Annotated in this window: 15 protein-coding genes; 8 read left to right on the forward strand and 7 right to left on the reverse strand. The window is 75.3% G+C overall.

All coding sequences use genetic code 11. The features are described 5' to 3' along the window. Nucleotides 1-32: 32 nt before the first annotated feature. Both AC1UE5_RS06655 and AC1UE5_RS06660 read left to right on the forward strand, forming a co-directional pair. On the forward strand, nucleotides 33-1,010 hold the full coding sequence (locus tag AC1UE5_RS06655) for an ABC transporter ATP-binding protein (protein WP_482921388.1): 978 nt from the start codon (nucleotides 33-35) through the stop codon (nucleotides 1,008-1,010). After that, nucleotides 1,007-1,774, forward strand: coding sequence for an ABC transporter permease (locus tag AC1UE5_RS06660; protein WP_482921390.1), 768 nt, complete (start codon nucleotides 1,007-1,009; stop codon nucleotides 1,772-1,774). The genes AC1UE5_RS06655 and AC1UE5_RS06660 overlap by 4 nt, the downstream gene beginning before the upstream one ends. Nucleotides 1,775-1,780: 6 nt before the next feature. Here the strand turns inward: AC1UE5_RS06660 and AC1UE5_RS06665 are convergent, their stop codons facing one another. Both AC1UE5_RS06665 and AC1UE5_RS06670 read right to left on the reverse strand, forming a co-directional pair. Next, nucleotides 1,781-2,722 carry a M28 family metallopeptidase gene (locus AC1UE5_RS06665; protein ID WP_482921392.1) on the reverse strand — a complete coding sequence of 314 codons (942 nt, stop codon included), beginning with the start codon at nucleotides 2,720-2,722 and terminating at the stop codon, nucleotides 1,781-1,783. Further along, nucleotides 2,715-4,001, reverse strand: a complete 1,287-nt coding sequence (locus AC1UE5_RS06670; RefSeq protein ID WP_482921394.1) for an acyl-CoA dehydrogenase family protein — start codon at nucleotides 3,999-4,001, stop codon at nucleotides 2,715-2,717. The genes AC1UE5_RS06665 and AC1UE5_RS06670 overlap by 8 nt, the downstream gene beginning before the upstream one ends. 18 nt (nucleotides 4,002-4,019) lie before the next feature. On the opposite strand from AC1UE5_RS06670, the gene AC1UE5_RS06675 reads away from it, so the two are divergent. Beyond that, entirely contained in the window at nucleotides 4,020-5,078 is a 1,059-nt protein-coding gene (locus AC1UE5_RS06675; RefSeq protein WP_482921396.1) for an NAD-dependent epimerase/dehydratase family protein, read from the forward strand. A gap of 5 nt (nucleotides 5,079-5,083) precedes the next feature. Here the strand turns inward: AC1UE5_RS06675 and AC1UE5_RS06680 are convergent, their stop codons facing one another. From AC1UE5_RS06680 to AC1UE5_RS06690, 3 genes are read right to left on the reverse strand one after another with little or no spacing between them, the layout of a single operon-like run. Then, the gene (locus AC1UE5_RS06680; RefSeq protein ID WP_482921398.1) at nucleotides 5,084-6,040 is read right to left on the reverse strand and encodes an aldo/keto reductase; all 957 of its coding nucleotides are present in this window, start codon (nucleotides 6,038-6,040) and stop codon (nucleotides 5,084-5,086) included. A gap of 47 nt (nucleotides 6,041-6,087) precedes the next feature. Then, nucleotides 6,088-6,900 (reverse strand): LysR family transcriptional regulator, encoded by an 813-nt coding sequence (locus AC1UE5_RS06685; RefSeq protein ID WP_482921400.1) that lies wholly within the window; start codon nucleotides 6,898-6,900, stop codon nucleotides 6,088-6,090. Between the two features lie 4 nt (nucleotides 6,901-6,904). Continuing rightward, nucleotides 6,905-7,846 carry an NAD(P)/FAD-dependent oxidoreductase gene (locus AC1UE5_RS06690; RefSeq protein WP_482921402.1) on the reverse strand — a complete coding sequence of 314 codons (942 nt, stop codon included), beginning with the start codon at nucleotides 7,844-7,846 and terminating at the stop codon, nucleotides 6,905-6,907. A 47-nt stretch (nucleotides 7,847-7,893) separates the two neighbouring features. On the opposite strand from AC1UE5_RS06690, the gene AC1UE5_RS06695 reads away from it, so the two are divergent. Beyond that, nucleotides 7,894-8,466 (forward strand): helix-turn-helix domain-containing protein, encoded by a 573-nt coding sequence (locus AC1UE5_RS06695; protein ID WP_482921404.1) that lies wholly within the window; start codon nucleotides 7,894-7,896, stop codon nucleotides 8,464-8,466. Between the two features lie 56 nt (nucleotides 8,467-8,522). Here AC1UE5_RS06695 and AC1UE5_RS06700 read toward each other — a convergent pair whose 3' ends face one another. Further along, nucleotides 8,523-9,728 carry a M15 family metallopeptidase gene (locus AC1UE5_RS06700; protein WP_482921406.1) on the reverse strand — a complete coding sequence of 402 codons (1,206 nt, stop codon included), beginning with the start codon at nucleotides 9,726-9,728 and terminating at the stop codon, nucleotides 8,523-8,525. Nucleotides 9,729-9,838: 110 nt separating this feature from the next. On the opposite strand from AC1UE5_RS06700, the gene AC1UE5_RS06705 reads away from it, so the two are divergent. Beyond that, nucleotides 9,839-11,290, forward strand: coding sequence for a WS/DGAT/MGAT family O-acyltransferase (locus AC1UE5_RS06705; protein ID WP_482921408.1), 1,452 nt, complete (start codon nucleotides 9,839-9,841; stop codon nucleotides 11,288-11,290). Here AC1UE5_RS06705 and AC1UE5_RS06710 read toward each other — a convergent pair. Then, nucleotides 11,287-12,942 carry a S8 family peptidase gene (locus AC1UE5_RS06710; RefSeq protein WP_482921410.1) on the reverse strand — a complete coding sequence of 552 codons (1,656 nt, stop codon included), beginning with the start codon at nucleotides 12,940-12,942 and terminating at the stop codon, nucleotides 11,287-11,289. The two genes, AC1UE5_RS06705 and AC1UE5_RS06710, sit on opposite strands and share 4 nt — an antisense overlap. 157 nt (nucleotides 12,943-13,099) lie before the next feature. On the opposite strand from AC1UE5_RS06710, the gene AC1UE5_RS06715 reads away from it, so the two are divergent. The 3 genes from AC1UE5_RS06715 (at nucleotide 13,100) to AC1UE5_RS06725 (ending at nucleotide 17,452) form a co-directional block, all read left to right on the forward strand. Next, the gene (locus AC1UE5_RS06715) at nucleotides 13,100-14,497 is read left to right on the forward strand and encodes a sensor histidine kinase (RefSeq protein WP_482921412.1); all 1,398 of its coding nucleotides are present in this window, start codon (nucleotides 13,100-13,102) and stop codon (nucleotides 14,495-14,497) included. A gap of 64 nt (nucleotides 14,498-14,561) precedes the next feature. Further along, nucleotides 14,562-16,748, forward strand: a complete 2,187-nt coding sequence (locus tag AC1UE5_RS06720; RefSeq protein ID WP_482921414.1) for an MMPL family transporter — start codon at nucleotides 14,562-14,564, stop codon at nucleotides 16,746-16,748. Further along, complete coding sequence (locus tag AC1UE5_RS06725; protein ID WP_482921416.1) at nucleotides 16,745-17,452, forward strand: response regulator transcription factor; 708 nt, start codon at nucleotides 16,745-16,747, stop codon at nucleotides 17,450-17,452. Before AC1UE5_RS06720 ends, AC1UE5_RS06725 begins: the two co-directional genes overlap by 4 nt.

Consider the following 17,452-nt stretch of genomic DNA (forward strand, 5'->3'; position numbering starts at 1 on the left):
CACCGGACGACTAGTCAAGGTTGAATAGCCACGTGGCTTCAACTTTGACTAGTGGTCCCGCGATCGAGGCGCAGGGCCTCTCACGGACCTTCACCACCCGGCGCGCGACGGTCGAGGCCGTCAAGGCGATCGACCTCACCGTGCACGCGGGCGAGGTCGTCGGCTTCCTCGGCCCGAACGGCGCCGGCAAGACGACGACGCAGCGGATGCTCACGACGCTCCTCGAGCCCACCGCGGGCGAGGCGACCGTCGCCGGCGCCGACCTGCGCGGCGAGCCGGTCGAGGTCCGGCGCCGGATCGGCTACGTCGCGCAGGGCGGCCAGTCCGACGTCGCCGCCTACGCCGGCGAGGAGCTGATCGACCAGGCGATGCTCTACGGCATCGATCGCGCGACGGCGGAGCGGCGCGGCCGGGCGCTGATCGCGACGATGGACCTGGAGGGCGTCTGGGAGCGGCCGATCATGGAGCTCTCCGGCGGCCAGCGGCGCCGGCTCGACATCGCGCTCGGGCTCGTCCACGAACCCGGCCTGCTCTTCCTCGACGAGCCGACCGCGGGGCTCGACCCCCAGGCGCGCGCGAACCTGTGGGACCACATCCGCGCGCTGCGCGACGACCGCGGCGCGACGGTCTTCCTGACGACCCACTACCTCGAGGAGGCCGACGCGCTCTGCGACCGGCTGCTCGTCATCGACCACGGCGAGATCGTCGCCGAGGGCACGCCGGAGGAGCTCAAGCAGCGGGTCGCCGGCGACGCGGTCGAGCTGGCCCTCGCGCACGCGGACGAGGCCGTCGCGGCGGTCGAGGCGCTCCGGCCCCACGCGCTCGAGACGCCGCACGTCGAAGGCCACCACGTCCGGTTCGGACTGCGCGACGCGGCGTCGCAGCTGCCCGCGGCACTGGGGGCGCTCGACGGCATCGCGGTGACCGGCCTGGAGGTCAAGCGGCCGTCGCTCGACGACGTCTTCCTCAACGTGACCGGCCGCGCGCTGCGCGACGAGGTGGCGGCATGACCGGCTCCACCGTCCACGACACGCGGATCATCTTCGCCCGCGCCCTGCGGCTCAGCCTGCGCCAGCCGATCTGGGTCGTCATGGGGCTGACGCAGCCGATCCTCTACCTCGCGCTGTTCGGCCCGCTGCTGAAGCCGGTCGCGGCGACGCCCGGCTTCCCGGAGGGCGACGCGTGGCAGGTGTTCGTCCCCGGCCTGCTCGTGCAGCTCGGCCTGTTCGGCGCGGCGTTCGTCGGGTTCGGCCTGCTGCACGAGCTGCGCTCCGGCGTCATCGAGCGCCAGCGCGTGACGCCCGCCTCCCGCACCGCGCTCCTGCTCGGCCGCGTGCTGCGCGACGTGCTCGTCCTCATGGTCCAGGCGCTGCTGCTGACGGCCACGGCGTACCTGTTCGGGCTCGACGCGCCGGTCGGCCCGGTCGTGCTCGGCATCGTGATGGTCGGCCTCGTCGGCGCGGCGTTCGCGGCGGCGAGCTACGCGGTCGCGCTGAAGACCAAGAGCGAGGAGGGCCTGGTGCCCGTCGTCAACAGCACCGTGCTCCCGCTCCTGCTGCTCAGCGGCATCCTGCTGCCGATGTCCCTGGCGCCGGGGTGGCTGGAGACCGCGAGCGAGATCAACCCGCTCAGCCACGTCGTCGACGGCGTCCGCGCGCTCTTCCTCGGCGACGTCACCACGGCGACCGTCAGCTGGGGCATGGTCGCCGCGGGCGGCCTCGCGCTGGTGGCGATCGCCCTCGGCCGCCGCACGTTCCAGCGCGAGTCGGCCTAGCCCGGCCTACCGCGCCAGATCGGTCCGCAGCAGCTCGACGACCGTCTCCCCCACGGCGTCGAGGCTGCGGACCGAGAGCTTGTCCGGCGTGTCCTCGAGCGTGTCGCGGTGCGGGTAGTCGAAGTCGATCAGGTCGATCGCCGGGATGCCGGCGTCGAGGAACGGCCGGTGGTCGTCGATGATCTCGTAGCCGACCTCGTCGGGGAACGTCGCCCCCGCGCCGACGCGCCGGGCCGCCGCGCGCAGCTGGCCCCACATCTCCAGGTTCGAGGAGCCCTCGCGCGGGATGCGCGTGCCCTTCTCGGCGATGTAGTCGAGCAGGACCATCGCCTTGACCTCCCGCTTGCCGTGCGCCTTGACGTACGCCTTCGAGCCGCGCAGGCCGCACTTCTCGAACGGCTCGCAGCCGGCCGGCTCCTCCTCGCCGTCGAACGCGACGAAGCGCAGCTCCGGCGCGCCCCCGGGCCGCTTGACCTTGCGCATCGCCCGCGCCAGCTCGACCAGCGCCGCCGTGCCCGCCGCGCCGTCGTTGGCGCCGACGTGGCCCTCGGGCGTCGCCTCGGTGTCGTAGTGCGCGCCGATCACGACCGCCGGCTTGGTGCCGGGGATCGTGCCGACGACGTTGCGCAGCCCGGCGTGGCCGCGGATCGGCTCGTACTTCCCGCGCGGGAGCGCCTGCCTGAGCCGCGCCGCGAGCCGCCGCGACGCGTCGCTGCCCGCCGGCCGCGGCCCGAAGTCGTCGACCTGCTCGACGAGCAGCTTCCACGCGCGGTCCTCGTCGAACCGGTCGGCCTTCGTGACCGCCGCCGTCGTCGCCGCGTTCGCCGGCTCGTCCTCGTCGAAGAGGCCGAAGAAGTCCTGCGACACGGCGACGATCAGCGCCCCGCCGATCAGCAGCTGGATCAGCAGGACGACGATCAGGACCTTGGGGCGGGCGCTCTCATCCATTCGCGGTGGCGGCCTCCAGCAGGTGCGCGAACCGGCGCCGGGCTTCCTCGCGGCGGGTCGGGACGTGCTCGCTGGGGACCTCCTGCGGAGCGTAGCCGCGCAGGATCTGCCGGGCCACGGACTGGCGGTGGACCTCGTCCGGGCCGTCGTAGAACCGCGCGCCGCGGGCGAAGCGGTACATCGCCTCCAGCGGCAGGTCGGTCGAGTAGCCGAGCGAGCCGTGGATCTGCAGCGCCCGGTCCACCACGTCGTGCAGCACCTCGGCGCCGAAGAACTTGATGAGGCTGATCTCCTTGCGCGCGGCCGCGGCGCCCTGCGTGTCCATCACCCACGCGGCGTGGAGCGTCATCAGCCGCGCGGCCTGCATCTGCGCGGCGGAGTCGGCGATCCAGTTCTGGACCGTCTGCTTCTCGGCCAGCGGGCCGCCGTGGGCCTCTCTGCTGAGGGCGCGCTCGCAGAGCATGTCGAACGCTCGCTTGGAGACGCCGAGCCAGCGCATGCAGTGGTGGATGCGGCCCGGGTACAGCCGCTGCTGGGCGATGAGGAACCCGGTGCCCTCCGCGCCGAGCCGGTTCGCGGCGGGGATGCGGACGTCCTCGTAGCGGATCTCCGCGTGCCCGCCGTACTTGGCGAACTCCTCCTGCGGGTGCTCCATCGTCGGGACGTCGCGCAGGATGTTCACGCCGGGCGTGTCGGCCGGGACGATGAACATCGTCGCGCGCTGGTGCGGGCGCGCGTCGGGGTCGGTGACCGCCATGACGATGAGGAAGTCGGCGATCGACGCGTTGGAGCTGAACCACTTGTGGCCGGTGATGACGTACTCGTCGCCGTCGCGGACCGCGCGGGTCTGCAGCAGCGTCGGGTCGCTGCCGGCGGTGTGCGGCTCGGTCATCGAGAACGCCGAGTGCAGGTCACCGGCGAGCAGCGGGTGCAGCCAGCGGTCCTTCTGCTCCTCGGTGCCGGCGATCGCGAGGATCTCGCTGTTGCCCGAATCGGGCGCCTGGTTGCCGAACGCGAAGGGCGCGAGCGGGGACGTCCCGAGGACCTCGTGCATGAGCCCGAGCTTCACCTGGCCGAAGCCCTGGCCGCCCAGCTCGGGATCGAGGTGCGCGGCGTACAGGCCGCGGGCCTTGACCTCCTCGCGCAGGGGCGCCATGGCGCGGAGCAGCTGCTCGTAGCTCAGGTCGAGCGTCTCGAGCGGCCAGATCTCCTCCCGCACGAAGTCGGCCATCCAGTCCAGGTGCGCCTGGAACTCGGGGTCCGTCGAGAAGTCCCACATACGGGTAGTGGATCAGGTATGCGCGTCGTCGTCGTCGGAGCCACCGGGAACCACGGATCGAGCCTCGTCCGCCGCCTCGCGCGCGACGAGCAGGTGCAGTCGATCGTCGGGGTGTCGCGACGGAGGCCGTCGCTCGACGTCCCCAAGACCGAGTGGGTGCAGCGGGACGTCTCGCGCGACCCGCTGGAGGACGTCTTCGCCGGCGCCGACGCCGTCGTGCACCTGGCGTGGCTGATCCAGCCCGGGCGGGACGAGCGGATCACGCACGCGACGAACGTCGAGGGCTCGGCCCGCGTCTTCGACGCCGCCGCGCGGGCCCGCGTCGGCGCGATCGTCTACGCCTCCTCGATCGGCGCCTACTCCCACGGGCCGAAGGACCGCCGGGTCGACGAGTCGTGGCCGACCGAGGGCACGCCGACGTCGTTCTACGGCCGGCACAAGGCCGCGGTCGAGCGCATCCTCGACTCCTTCGAGGCCGCACACCCGGACGTCCGCGTGGTGCGGCTGCGCCCCGGGCTCGTCTTCAAGGCCGAGGCGGCCGAGGAGGTGCGGCGCCTGTTCGTCGGGCCCTTCCTCCCCCGGGCGCTCGTCCGGCGCGACCTCATCCCCGTCGTGCCGGACGTCGACCGGCTCGTCTTCCAGGCCGTCCACACCGAGGACCTCGCCGACGCCTACCGGCTCGCGGTCGTGCGGCCGGAGGCGCGCGGCGCGTACAACGTCGCCGCCGACCCCGTGCTCGACCCGGCCAAGCTCGCCGAGGTGCTCGGCGCGCGGCGCGTCAAGGTGCCGGCGGCCGTCCTGCGGGCGGGTGCGGCGCTCTCGTTCAAGCTCCGGCTGCAGCCGACCGAGCCCGGCTGGCTGGACATGGGCCTGAACGTGCCGGTGATGGACACGACCCGCATCCAGCGCGAGCTCGGGTGGGAGCCCAAGCGCTCGGCCTCCGACGCCCTGCTCGAGCTGATGGAGGCCATGCGCCGGGGCGAGGGCCTGGAGGGCTCGCCGCAGCTCGACCCGGCGTCGAGCGGGCCGGGCCGGGTGCGGGAGATCCTCACCGGCGTCGGGCAGACGTCGAAGTAGCCGACTCAGCGGTAGCGGCCGCCGACGACGTCCGCGGCCAGGCCGTCGAGCTCGGCCAGCTCGGCCGCGTCGAGCGTCAGACCGGCCGCGCCGACGTTCTCCTCCAGCCACCTCAGCCGCTTGGTCCCGGGGATCGGGATGACGTGCTCGCCCTGCGCGAGCGTCCACGCGATGGCGACCTGGCCGGCCTGCGCGCCCTTGCGCTCGGCGAGCGCGCGGACGCGGTCGGCGAGCCGCAGGTTGGCCTGCAGCGCCTCGGCCTCGAAGCGCGGCGTGGTCGCGCGGAAGTCGCCCTCGCTGCCGAGGTCGTCGGTGCTCGTGATCCGGCCGGTGAGGAAGCCGCGGCCGAGCGGCGAGTACGGGACGAACGCGACGCCGTGCTCCCGGCACCACTCGAGCACGCCGTTCTCGAGCGGGTCGCGCGTCCACAGGCTCAGCTCGCTCTGCACGGCGGCGATCGGGTGGACGGCGTGCGCGCGCTCAAGCGTCGGCACGTCGACCTCGGACAGGCCGAGCGCGCGCGCCTTGCCGGCCGCGACCGCCTCGGCCATCGCCCCGACCGACTCCTCCACCGGCACCTGCGGGTCGACGCGGTGCAGGTACCACAGGTCGACGTGGTCGGTGCCGAGCCGCGCGAGCGACCCGTCGATCGCCGCGCGCAGGTGCTCGGGCGAGCCGTCGCGGCCGAGGTCGAACGTCGCCTTGTCGTGGACGACGATGCCGGCCTTGGTGGCGAGGAAGACGTCGTCGCGGCGGCCGGCGAGCGCGCGCCCGACGAGCTCCTCGTTGGTGTGCGGCCCGTACATGTCGGCCGTGTCGAGGAACGTGACGCCCAGCTCGATCGCGCGGTGGATCACGCGGATCGACTCCTCGTCGTCGCCCTGCCCGTACGCCCACGACATGCCCATGCAGCCGAGGCCGACGGCGCCGACCTCGTGCCCTGCGATCTTGCGCTTCTCCATGGCCCCGATGGTCGCGCCCGCGGCGCCTATCGTCGAAGACGGATCGCCTATGGGACCGCGAGCGCGCCGAGCTCCGCCGCGAGGCCCGCGACGAGCGCGGCGGCGGGATCGGTCCACGGGCCCGCGGCGAACGCGGCCAGCGTGCGGGTCTCGCCCAGCGGCTGGGCGTCGACGTCGTCGCGGTCGGCGACGAGGCGCTCGGGCAGCACCGCCGTGCCGGCGCCCGCGGCGACCAGCTCCAGGGCCGCGCGCTCGGAGGGCGCGTCGAGCACGGTGTCGGGCGCGGGGACGTCGCCGAGCCGCCACGGGCGCACGCTCGGCAGGTCCGCGGGGTCGGTCCCGAGCGGGACCGCGAGCACCAGCGGCTCCTCGGCCAGCGGCACCAGCGGGCCGTCCCACGCGCCGCGCGGCGCCGGGCCGATGCCGATGATCTCCGGCGGGCTGTCGCGGACCTTCTCGTGGACGCGCGCGGCCGACGGCATGGCGTGCCAGCGCAGGCGGCGACGCGGGTCCTCCGCGCGCCACACCGCGATCGCGCGGGCCACCGGCGCCTCGGGGAGGTCGGGCGCGCACGACAGGCAGAGCGAGGCGGGGACGTCGCGCATCGCCCGGCGCGCGAGGTGCGCCGCGTCCTCGGCCGCCTGCACGGCCGCGCGCGCCTTCGGCTCGAACGCCGCGCCGGCGGGCGTGAGCCTGACGGCGCGGGACGAGCGGACGAGCAGGTCGCCGCCCAGCTCGGCCTCGAGCGTGCGGACGGCCTGCGACAGCGAGGGCTGCGCGATGTTCAGGCGACGCGCCGCGCCGGTGAACGACCCGGTGTCGACGACTGCGATGAACGCCCGGAGATGCTGGAGGTTCACCCGTTCATCGTGCCGCACCCTGCAAGTCGCGGGCGTGGGCGAACCCGCCGACGATCGTCGCCGCGGCCTTCGCCCCGGCGGCGACGGCGTTCGCCACCGACGGCATCTCGCCGCTCACGTCGCCGGCCGCGACCACGCCCGGCACCGTCGTGCGGAGGAAGCCGTCCACGTCGAGCGCCTCCGGGCTCAGCGGCGTCTCCACCGTCTGGGCACCTAGCTCCGCGTGCAGGTCCGAGCGCTGGTGCAGCGTCACCGGGACGAGCAGCCCGCCGCACGCGCGCTGGCTTCGATCTTCGAAGATCAGGGATTCGAGCGCCGGCGCGGCGCCGCCGAGCCCGGCGACCGGCCGCTCGTCGACGGCGACCCCCGCGGCGGCCAGCGCGTCGCGCTCCTCGCCGGTCAGGATCGACGGGCCGCCGGTGTAGAGCGTCACGTCGTCGCTCCAGTTCGCCAGCAGGATCGCCCGGTGCACGCCGCTCGCGCCGTCGTCGAGCACGCCGAGCGGGCGGCCGCTCACCTCCCAGCCGTGGCAGAACGGGCAGTGGAACACCGTCCCGCCCCACCGCTCCGCCGCGCCGGGCAGGTCGGGGTGCTCGTACCGCATGCCGGTGGCGAGCACGACGTGCGAGGTGGTTGCAACTCCGCCACCGGCGAGGGTCAGCGCGAACGTGCCGTCGCCGGCGCGGGCGCCCGACGCGACCGCGCCCTCGACGACGGTCACGGCCGGGTACTTGCGCAGCTCCTCGCGGCCGAGGGCGTACAGCTCGGTGGGCGGGCGGCCGTCATGGCCGAGCAGGCCGCCGATGCCGTGCGCGGGCCGGTTGCTCTGCTGGCCGGCGTCCACGACGAGCGTGCGGCGGCGGGCGCGGCCGAGGACGAGCGCGGCGCTCAGGCCCGCGGCGCCGCCGCCGACGACGATCGCGTCGTAAGGGGTGTCGAAGTCCATGGCTCCGACTGTGGCGCGGATCCTACGATCTGCCAAGCTGGTTTGCCATGACGGCAAACGACGAGCCGGTCGACGCCCGTGCCCGGCGCCGGCTGCGCGAGCTGCGGACCGAGCGCGGCATGACGCTCCAGCAGGTCGCCGAGGCGGCGAACATCGACGTGTCGACGCTCTCGCGCCTGGAGTCGGGCAAGCGGCGGCTCGCGCTCGACCACCTCCCCGGCCTGGCGCAGGCGCTCGGCGTCAGCACCGACGACCTCCTCCAGACCGGCCCGGCCCGCGACCCGCGTGTGCGCGCGCGCCCGGTCCGGCGCTACAACCTGACGATGTGGCCGCTGACCAACCGCGGGCCGGCGGGCGGGCTGACGGCGTACAAGGTCGTGATCCACGCGGTGCGGAACACGCCGCCGGACCAGCTGCCGGTCCACGAGGGCCACGACTGGCTCTACGTCCTGTCCGGCCGGATGCGGCTGCTGCTCGGCGACCAGGACCTGACGATCGAGCCCGGCGAGGCGGTCGAGTTCTCGACGTGGACGCCGCACTGGTTCGGCGCGATCGACGGCCCGGTGGAGCTGATCGGGATCTTCGGCGCGTCGGGCGAGAAGGTCCACCTGCACGCGTGACGCGCGCGGCGCCCCGCGCGCCACGCCGGCGCGCTGCCGCCCCGCGCGGCGCGTGATCAGGGGCGCTCGTGCAGCTCGAAGTGCATGCCGTCGGGCGCGGTCGGCCAGCGGCCGCCCCACGCGAAGCCCGCGCGCTCGAAGGCGGCGACGATGCGGCGGTCCATCGTCGGCTCCTGCCCCTGCGGGTTCTCGCTCGCGTTGAGATCGACCGCCAGGCCCCACGCGTGGAGCGACAGCGTGCCGCTGCCCGGGATGCGGCGCGGCGCGTAGCAGCCGGCGTAGTCGCCGGGGTCGACGAGGCGGCTCAGGCCCTTGCGCCGCAGCTCGCCGAGCGCGGCGCGCAGCGGGGCGATCATCGCGCGGTGGCAGGTGACGCTGCCGAGGATCGGGACGCGGCGGGTGACGAGGTTGCGCGCGCGCCACGCGGGGTCGATCTCGATCCAGTCGTCGCCGTACGGCAGCCGCACCGCGAACTCGCCGAACCGCTCCTTGACCTGCAGCGTCCGCACGACCCCGCCGCGGCGGCTCGCGCGGCCGGTGAGCAGCGGCGCGACGACCGTCAGCCTGTCGCGCGGGACGAGCCGGTCGACCGCCTCGAAGTCGTCGGTGGCGAGCAGCACCTGCGCGGTCGCGCGCTCGGCGGCGGGGACCTCGGCGCCGCTGAGGACGAGCTCGGCGTCGCGCGCGGTCTCGTCCGAGACGACGCCGGTGACGGCCAGGCGGCGGCCGCCGGAGAGCGTGATCGTTCCGCCGCGCCCGACCTTCCGCAGCCGCGCGGACGAGGCGGAGAGCACGACGCGCCCGGCGCGCAGGCGACGCAGCGCCGCGGCGTCCTCGGGCGGGGAGAGCCGCGCGTACGCGCGCGGGTCGATGACGAGCGCGTCGACCGGGACCGCGTAGCCGTCCGGCGCGCGGGTGACGGTGCGGCCGCCGCGCGTCGTGGTGCGGCTGACGAGGCGCTGCGCGCGGCTGACCTGCGTGAGCCCGGTGACCGCCCGGCTGCGCTCCAGGCGCGCCACCCACGCCCGCGGCAGCCCGCCGCGGCGGCGGACGAGGACGAGCGTGGGCGCGGCGGCGGCCGTGGCCTCGTCGGCCGCGCCGACGCCCGCGGACGGGTCCGCCGGAGCGGTCGCCGCGGGCGCCGGTGCGGTCCGTTGGGCGCCGGCGCCTCTGCCCTCGTCCCCGTCGGAGACCGCCACCGAGATGACGATCGTCGCGACGAGCACGAGCAGCACGAGCGCCCAGTAGCCCACGCGTCGCATGGCCGGGAAGGTAGGCGCTCCACGTGAAGCGGACCTGAAGCGTGACGGGTGTCACGAACCACGCCGCGAGTGCGTCGCCACGGGGCCCGTCAACCGGTAGGGTGGGCTGCGTGGGGCAGGAGCACCTCGACCGTCTGAGCGCCGTCGACGCCTCCTTCCTGCATCAGGAGGGCCCGGACTCGCACATGCACATCGGGGCGCTCGTGACGCTGGAAGGGCCGGCACCCGATCTCGAGGACTTCCTCGACGTGCTGCGCGGCCGCCTGCACCTCGTCCCGCGCTACCGCCAGCGCCTCGCCTTCCCGCCCGCGGGCAGCGGCCGGCCGCTGTGGGTCGACGACCCCGACTTCAGCCTCGAGTACCACGTCCGCCACACCGCGCTCCCCGCGCCGGGCAGCGACGAGCAGCTGCGCAACCTCGTCGCGCGGATCTACTCGCAGCGCCTGGATCGCGACAAGCCGCTGTGGGAGCTGTGGGTCGTCGAGGGCCTCGACGACGGCTCGTGGGCGCTCATCACGAAGACCCACCACTCGCTGATCGACGGCATCGCGGGCATCGACATCGCGACCGTCCTGTTCGACATCACGCCGGTCCCCCGCGAGGTCGAGCACCCGGGCCGCCCGTGGCAGCCGCAGCGCCAGCCCGCCGCCGTCGACCTGCTCGCCGCCGGCCTGCGCGGCGCGGTCCGTACCGGCCTGCGCAGCGCGCAGCGCACCGTCGAGTCGCTGGCGACGCCGAGCCGCACGCTCGCCGCCGCGCGCGAGGCCGCCGAGGGCGTCGGGGAGATCGCGTGGGCGACGCTCAACCCCGCGCCGACGACGCCGCTCAACGTCCCGATCGGGCCGCACCGCCGGTTCGCGGGCGTGCGCGGGCAGCTGTCGGACTTCAAGCTCGTCAAGGACGTCTACGGCGGCACGGTCAACGACGTCGTGCTCACCGCGGTCGCGGGCGGCCTGCGTCGGTGGCTGCGCCTGCGCGGCCAGCGCACCGAGGGCCTGGAGCTGCGCGCGCTCGTCCCCGTCTCCACGCGCGGGAGCGACCAGCGCGGCGCCACGGGCAACTCGATCGTGGTCATGCGCGGGCCGCTGCCGGTCTACATCGCCGACCCGATCGAGCGGCTCAACACGGTCCGCGAGGCGATGGACGGGCTCAAGTCGAGCAAGCAGGCGCTGGGCGCCGAGGTCATCTCCAAGCTCGAGGACTTCGCGCCGCCGACGATCCTCGGCGTCGCGTCGCGGCTGAACTTCTCCACCCGCCTGTTCAACCTGCTGGTGACGAACGTCCCGGGCCCGCAGATCCCGCTCTACGTGCTGGGCCGCGAGATGAAGATCGTCTCCCCGATCGCGTTCCTGCCGAAGGAGCACGCGCTCGCCGTCGCGATCATCTCCTACAACGGCTGGCTCAACTTCGGCCTGCTCGGCGACTACGACGCGCTGCCCGACCTCGACACGATCGCCGACGCGATCGAGGCCTCGATGGACGAGCTGGTCACGCTCGCCCGTGAGGAGCTCGCCCGGCGCGCGCAGCAGCAGCCCGCGCCCGCCGCACCGACGACGGCCTAGCGGCCGCGCGCGATCCGCACCGCCGCGTCGGCCCGCACCGGCGCCGCCTCGCGGTTGCCCGCGCGGTCGACCGCCACCGTGAAGAACGCGTAGCGGCCGCCCGCCCGGGCGCGGAACACCCGCCGCGTCGAGCTCGTGGTCAGCAGCCGCACCGGCCGGCGCCCGTACGAGGAGCGCCACAGCTCGTAGCGGTCGATGCCCGCCGCCTGCACGCCCGCGGGCGCCGCGTCGCGGCCGCGCCACGACACGACGATCCGCCGCCCCGACGCCTTCCGCGCGCGCAGCCGCGAGACCGGCGGCCGGCGGTCGATCAGCCGCGCCGCGGCGACCGCCGCGCGCGCGTCGACGATCCCCCACCCCAACTCCGGGCCCCAGCCAGCGCCCGGCGGCCGCCGCGCGGTCTCCTTCAGCAGCCGCACCACGTCCGCGGGCGGCAGGTCGGGGTTGAGCGTGCGGACCTGCGCCGCGACGGCGCTGACGATCGCGGTCGCCATGCTCGTCCCCTGCAGGTACGCGTAGCGGTTGTCCCCGCGGTAGGTCGTACGGCAGCGGCACGGCGGCAGCGACGGCGGGCCGAACTCGCCGCGCTCGAACGTCGTCAGCGCGTGCGGCCACGCGGCGAGCAGGCCGCGCGGCCCGCGGTCGCGCTCGTACGCGCCGTACGCGGCGATCGAGATCTGCGTGCCGCGCCCGGCGAACCACGCGCGCTGGTCGGACGCGGTCGCCGCCGTCACCGACAGGCCGGCGTTGACGCCGAGATCCGGCGCCGTCCCGGTCGGCTGCAGGACGTTGGCGGGGTCGCCCTGCTCCTCGGTCACCTGGTCGGCGGCGGCCGCGACGAGCACCGCGCCGCGGGACGTCGCGTACTGCAGCGCGTCGAGCAGCGCCCGCGGCGGCGCGCGCGTCCCGTCGGTGCCGAAGCTGAGGTTGATCGCGTGAGCGCCCGCGTCGGCGGCCGCGACGATCGCCTGTGCGACGCTGGCGTCGCTGAAGTCGGTCTTGGCGACGATCAGCCCGCACTCACCGCCCGCGCCCGCGAGCCCGATCCCGTCGCCGCCCGCCGCGCAGGCCAGCGACGCGACGTGCGTGCCGTGCCCGGCCTCGTCGGTGAGCGGCCCGCCGTGCGTCGGCGTCGGGTCCGCGTCGATCTCCGAGACGATGCGGCCCGCCAGCTCCGGGTGGCGGCCATCGACGCCCGAGTCCACCACGGCGACGCGCGCCCCCGCCCCGCGCGCGACGTCCCACGCCTCGAACAGGCCGAGCCGCTGCGCCCACCACTGCACCGCGGTGCCCGGCGGGGTGCCGCCGGCTCCCTCGGCGTCGGTCAGCGCCGGGTCGTTGGGGACCAACCGCGGCACGTGCCGACGCTCGACCGCAACCTCCCGCACACCTTCCTCGGCGCGCAGCCGCTCGGCCAGCTCGCGCAGCGAGACGCCCGGCGCCGGGCGCACCGTGGTCAGCCCGATCTGCGGCACCTGCGGCCCCGAGCGCACCGCGGCGGCCCGCGCGACCACGCGCCCGGCCGCGTGAGCGCCGGTCTGCTCGGTGCTCACGAGCAGCCGCCCCGTGACGGCCGCGGACGCCTCGCCCCGCTCCGGCGGCGGGGCGAAGGTCGCTGCCAGGAGCAGCGGCAGCAGGACGACCCGGCGCATCGAATCCGACACTAACCGGCCAACCACGCCACGTGGGTCGCGTTCTGGTCTCACGTGACCGTCATGGACGGCGGGCCGGACGGTGAACCACCCCGCCGCGCGCAGGATGCCCCCGGCGCGCGGCGGGGGGTCCGGTCGGCTGCGTAGCCTGGCCGCGGTGCGGTGGACCGCCTCGATCCGTGTTCGGCTCCTCGCGGGGCTGGCGCTGGTCATCGTGCTCGGCCTCGTCGGCAGCTTCCTGACCACGTCCTCCCTGCTGCAGTCCTACCTCGAGGACCGGGATCGCGACCGGCTCGAGTCGTCGGCACAGCGCGTCCGGTCAGCGCTCGCGAGCGGGCCGCAGGTCGTCGAGGGAGAGCACCTCGAGGTGCTTCTCGGGGACCCGCTCGGGGCGATCGTGCTCGGCGCGCAGGACCGGGTCGTGGCGAGCACGGGCTCGGCGGAGCGCGACGCGAGCGCGCTCGTCGCCCAGACCGCGGGCCGCTCCGGCGAGACCATCGAGGTCGAGCCGGAGGGCGGCGGCGACCTGCTGGCGCTCCGCATCCCGACGCCGCAGCTCACCGTGCGGCTCGGCCCCGATCGCACCGTCTCCGCGAGCGCCGTCCTGCTGACGATCGACGCCGACATCGACGACGCGGACGTCGCGCGGCTGCTGCGCAGCCAGGCGCTCGTGGTCGCGCTGACCGTGCTCGTGATGATCGCGCTCGCACTCGCCGTGCTGCGGCTCGGGCTGCGGCCGCTGACGACGATGGCCACGACCGCGACCGCGATCGCGGACGGCGCGCGCGGACGGCGCCTGAGCGCGACCAGCGGCGGCCCAGAGGCGGCCGCGCTGGCCGGCGCGGTGAACGACGCGTTCGACGCCCAGGCCGCGGCGGAGGACCGCATCCGCGCGTTCGCCGCCGACGCCTCGCACGAGCTGCGCACGCCGCTGGCGACGATCTCCGGCTGGCTGGACCTGCACCACCAGGGGGCGCTCGCCACGCCCGAGGACCGCGACCGCGCGCTCGCGCGGATCGATCGCGAGACCGGCCGCATGCGCCTGATGGTCGAGGAGCTGTCGCTGCTCGCGCGGCTCGACGCGGGCCGCGCACTCGCCCGCGAGCAGGTCGACGTCGCGCGGCTCGCGACCGACGTGGTGGAGGACGCGCTGGTGGTGAGCGCGGAGCGCACGATCACCGTCGACGCGCCGACGCCGGCCCATGTGACGGGCGACGAGGCCCGGCTGGCGCAGGTCCTGCGCAACCTCGTCGGCAACGCGGTGCAGCACACGCCGGCGACCGCGACCGTGGCGGTCGCCGTGCGCACCGAGGATGACGCCGTCGTGGTGCGCGTCGACGACGACGGCCCGGGCATCCCGCCCGAGCAGCTCCCCCACGTCTTCGAGCGCTTCTGGCGCGCCGACCCGAGCCGCAGCCGCGCCCACGGCGGCTCGGGCCTGGGTCTGGCGATCGTCCAGGCGATCGTGCAGGCGCACGACGGCACGGTGACCGCGAGCCGGCGCCCGGGCGGCGGGACGCGGTTCGAGGTGCGGCTTCCGCGCAGCGCCGGCTAGACCGTCAAGGAACCGTCAACCCCCGCGCAGGCGGACGGTCAACGCGGCCCGGCTGAATGGCCGCATGACCTCCTTCCTTCACCGTCTCGGCGCGTTCGCGCACGCGCGGCGCCGATGGGTCGTCGCCGCCTCGCTCGCGCTCGTCGTCGGGACGCTCGCGATCGCGTTCGCGTTCCCGGGCTCGTTCGACAACGGCTCCTCGATCCCCGGCTCGCCCGCGCAGCGGACCCTCGACGAGCTCGACCGCCACTTCCCTGACCCCGACCGCGCCGGCGCCCAGCTCGTCTTCCGGGCGCCCGCCGGCCACACCGTCGAGGAGGCCCGTTACCGCGAACCGGTCGCGCAGGGCCTCGCGGCCGCACGCGCGATCCCCGCGGTCGTTGCCGCCGACGCGCTCGACGACGCGGACGTCTCGCGCGACGGCCGGACGCTGGTCGCCGAGGTCGAGTTCCGCGCCACCGAGGAGGACGGTGTGGAGCAGCCGGTGCTCGACCGGCTCTCCGCCACCGGCGACGCCGCACGCGCCGCGGGCATGGACGTCGCCTACGGCGGCGACGCGTACGAGGCGAGCTCGCCGCCCGTGTCCGTCGCGGAGGGCGCCGGCGTGCTCGTGGCGCTCGTCGTCCTCGCCATCACGTTCGGCTCGCTGCTCGCGGCCGGCCTGCCGCTGCTCACCGCGCTGCTCGCCGTCACGCTCGCGCTCGGCGGGATGCTCGCGCTCGCCGGCCTGGTCGGCATCCCCGACACGGCGCTGACGCTCGCGCTCATGATCGGGCTCGCCGTCGGCATCGACTACGCGCTGTTCATCGTCTCCCGCCACCGGACGCACCTCGCGGCCGGGATGGGCGTCGGCGAGTCGATCGCGCGCGCCAACGCGACGGCGGGCAGCGCGGTCGTGTTCGCCGGCCTCACGGTGATCATCGCGCTCGCCGGCCTGTCGGTCGCGGGCGTGCCGATGCTCACCGGGATGGGGCTGAGCGCCGCCGGCGCGGTCGCCGTCGCAGTGGTGCTCGCCGTCACGCTCGTGCCCGCGCTGCTCGGGCTGGCGGGCGAGCGGCTGGTGCCGAAGCCGGGCTCGCGCGCCGCGCGGCGCCTCGCCGCCACCGCCGGCGACGAGCCGCGGACGTTCGGGGCGGCGTGGACGCGGCGGGTGGTCGCCCGCCCGCGGCTCGCGGCGGGCGCGGTGGTGCTCGTGCTCGGCGGGCTGGCGATCCCGGCGCTGTCGCTCCAGACCGCGCTCGGCGACGCCGGCAGCGAGCCGCAGGGCACACCGGCGCGCGTCGCCTACGACGCGATCGCGCGCGACTTCGGGGCGGGCGCCAACGGCCCGCTCGTCGCGCTGGTCACCGGGCAGCGGGGCGATCGGCTGGAGCGCACCGCGCAGCAGGTCGCCGTCGAGGTCGGGGCCGCCCGCGGGGTCGCCCAGGTCGGCGGCGTCGAGCTCTCCGAGCGCGAGGACGCGGCCCGGTTCATCGTCCTCCCCACCACGGGCCCGCAGGATCCCGCGACGCAGGACCTCGTCACGCGGCTCCAGCACGTCAGCGCGGCGGCGGCCTCCGCCGCGGGCGCGGACGCCGCCATCACCGGACGGACCGCCGTCGACCTCGACGTCGCCGCCAAGCTCAACGCCGCGCTGCTGCCGTTCGGCGCGACCGTGGTCGGCCTGTCGCTCCTGCTGCTCCTCGTCGCGTTCCGCTCGGTCGCGATCCCGATCAAGGCCGCAGCGGGCTTCCTGCTCTCGATCGGCGCCGCGTTCGGCGTGACGGTGGCGGTGTTCCAGTGGGGCTGGCTCGCCGGGCCGCTCGGCGTCCCGGTCGAAGGCCCGGTCGCCAGCTTCATGCCGATCGTCGTGATGGCCGTGCTGTTCGGGCTCGCGATGGACTACCAGGTGTTCATGGTCAGCGCGATGCGCGAGGAGCGCCTGCGGACGGGGGACCACCGTCGCGCGATCATCGCCGGCGCGGGCCACGCCGGGCGGGTGGTGACGGCCGCCGCGCTGATCATGATCGCGGTGTTCGGCAGCTTCCTGACACACGCCGACGCGGACATCAAGGCGATCGCGCTCGCGCTCACCGCCGGCGTCCTGGTGGACGCGTTCCTCGTGCGGATGACGCTCGTCCCGGCGGTGCTCGCGCTGCTCGGCGACCGGGCGTGGACGATTCCCCGCTGGCTCGAGCGGTGGCTGCCGCACGTCGACCTCGAGGGCGCGGAGGCCGCGCGCACGCCATCGGCTGCGAAGATCGGGGCGTGACCGTCCCGGACCGGATCCTGCTCGTCGACGACGACGCCGGCATCCGCGAGCTGCTGGTCAGCGCGCTGGGGTTCGCGGGCTTCGCCGTCGATGCCGTCGGCGACGTGCCGTCGGCCCTGCGCAGCATCGGCGAGCGGACGCCGGACGCGATCGTCCTCGACGTGATGCTCCCCGGCGGCGACGGCTTCGACCTCCTGCGACTGCTCCGGTCGCAGGGGGTCGACGTGCCCGTCCTGTTCCTCACCTCCCGCGACGCGGTCGACGACCGCGTCGAGGGCCTCCAGCTCGGAGGCGACGACTACGTCACCAAGCCCTTCGCGGTCGTCGAGCTCGTCGCGCGGCTGACGGCGCTGCTGCGGCGGGCGCGGACGGCGGCGGGCGGCGAGGCCGAGCCCGACGACGGCGTCCTGCGCTGCGCCGACCTCGAGCTCGACGAGGCGCGGCACGAGGTCCGTCGCGACGGGGAGCTGATCGCGCTGTCGCCGACCGAGTTCCGCCTCCTGCACTTCCTGCTCGTCAACCAGGGCCACGTGCTGACGCGCTCGCAGATCCTCGAGGCCGTGTGGCAGTACGACTTCGGCGGCGAGTCCGTCGTGGTGGAGCGGTTCGTGTCGAACCTGCGGCGCAAGCTCGACGACGGGCGCGCGCCGCTGCTGCAGACGGTCCGCGGGATCGGCTACAGCCTGCGCCCCGCGCCGGCGTGA

This window comes from Parviterribacter multiflagellatus, assembly GCF_056863265.1.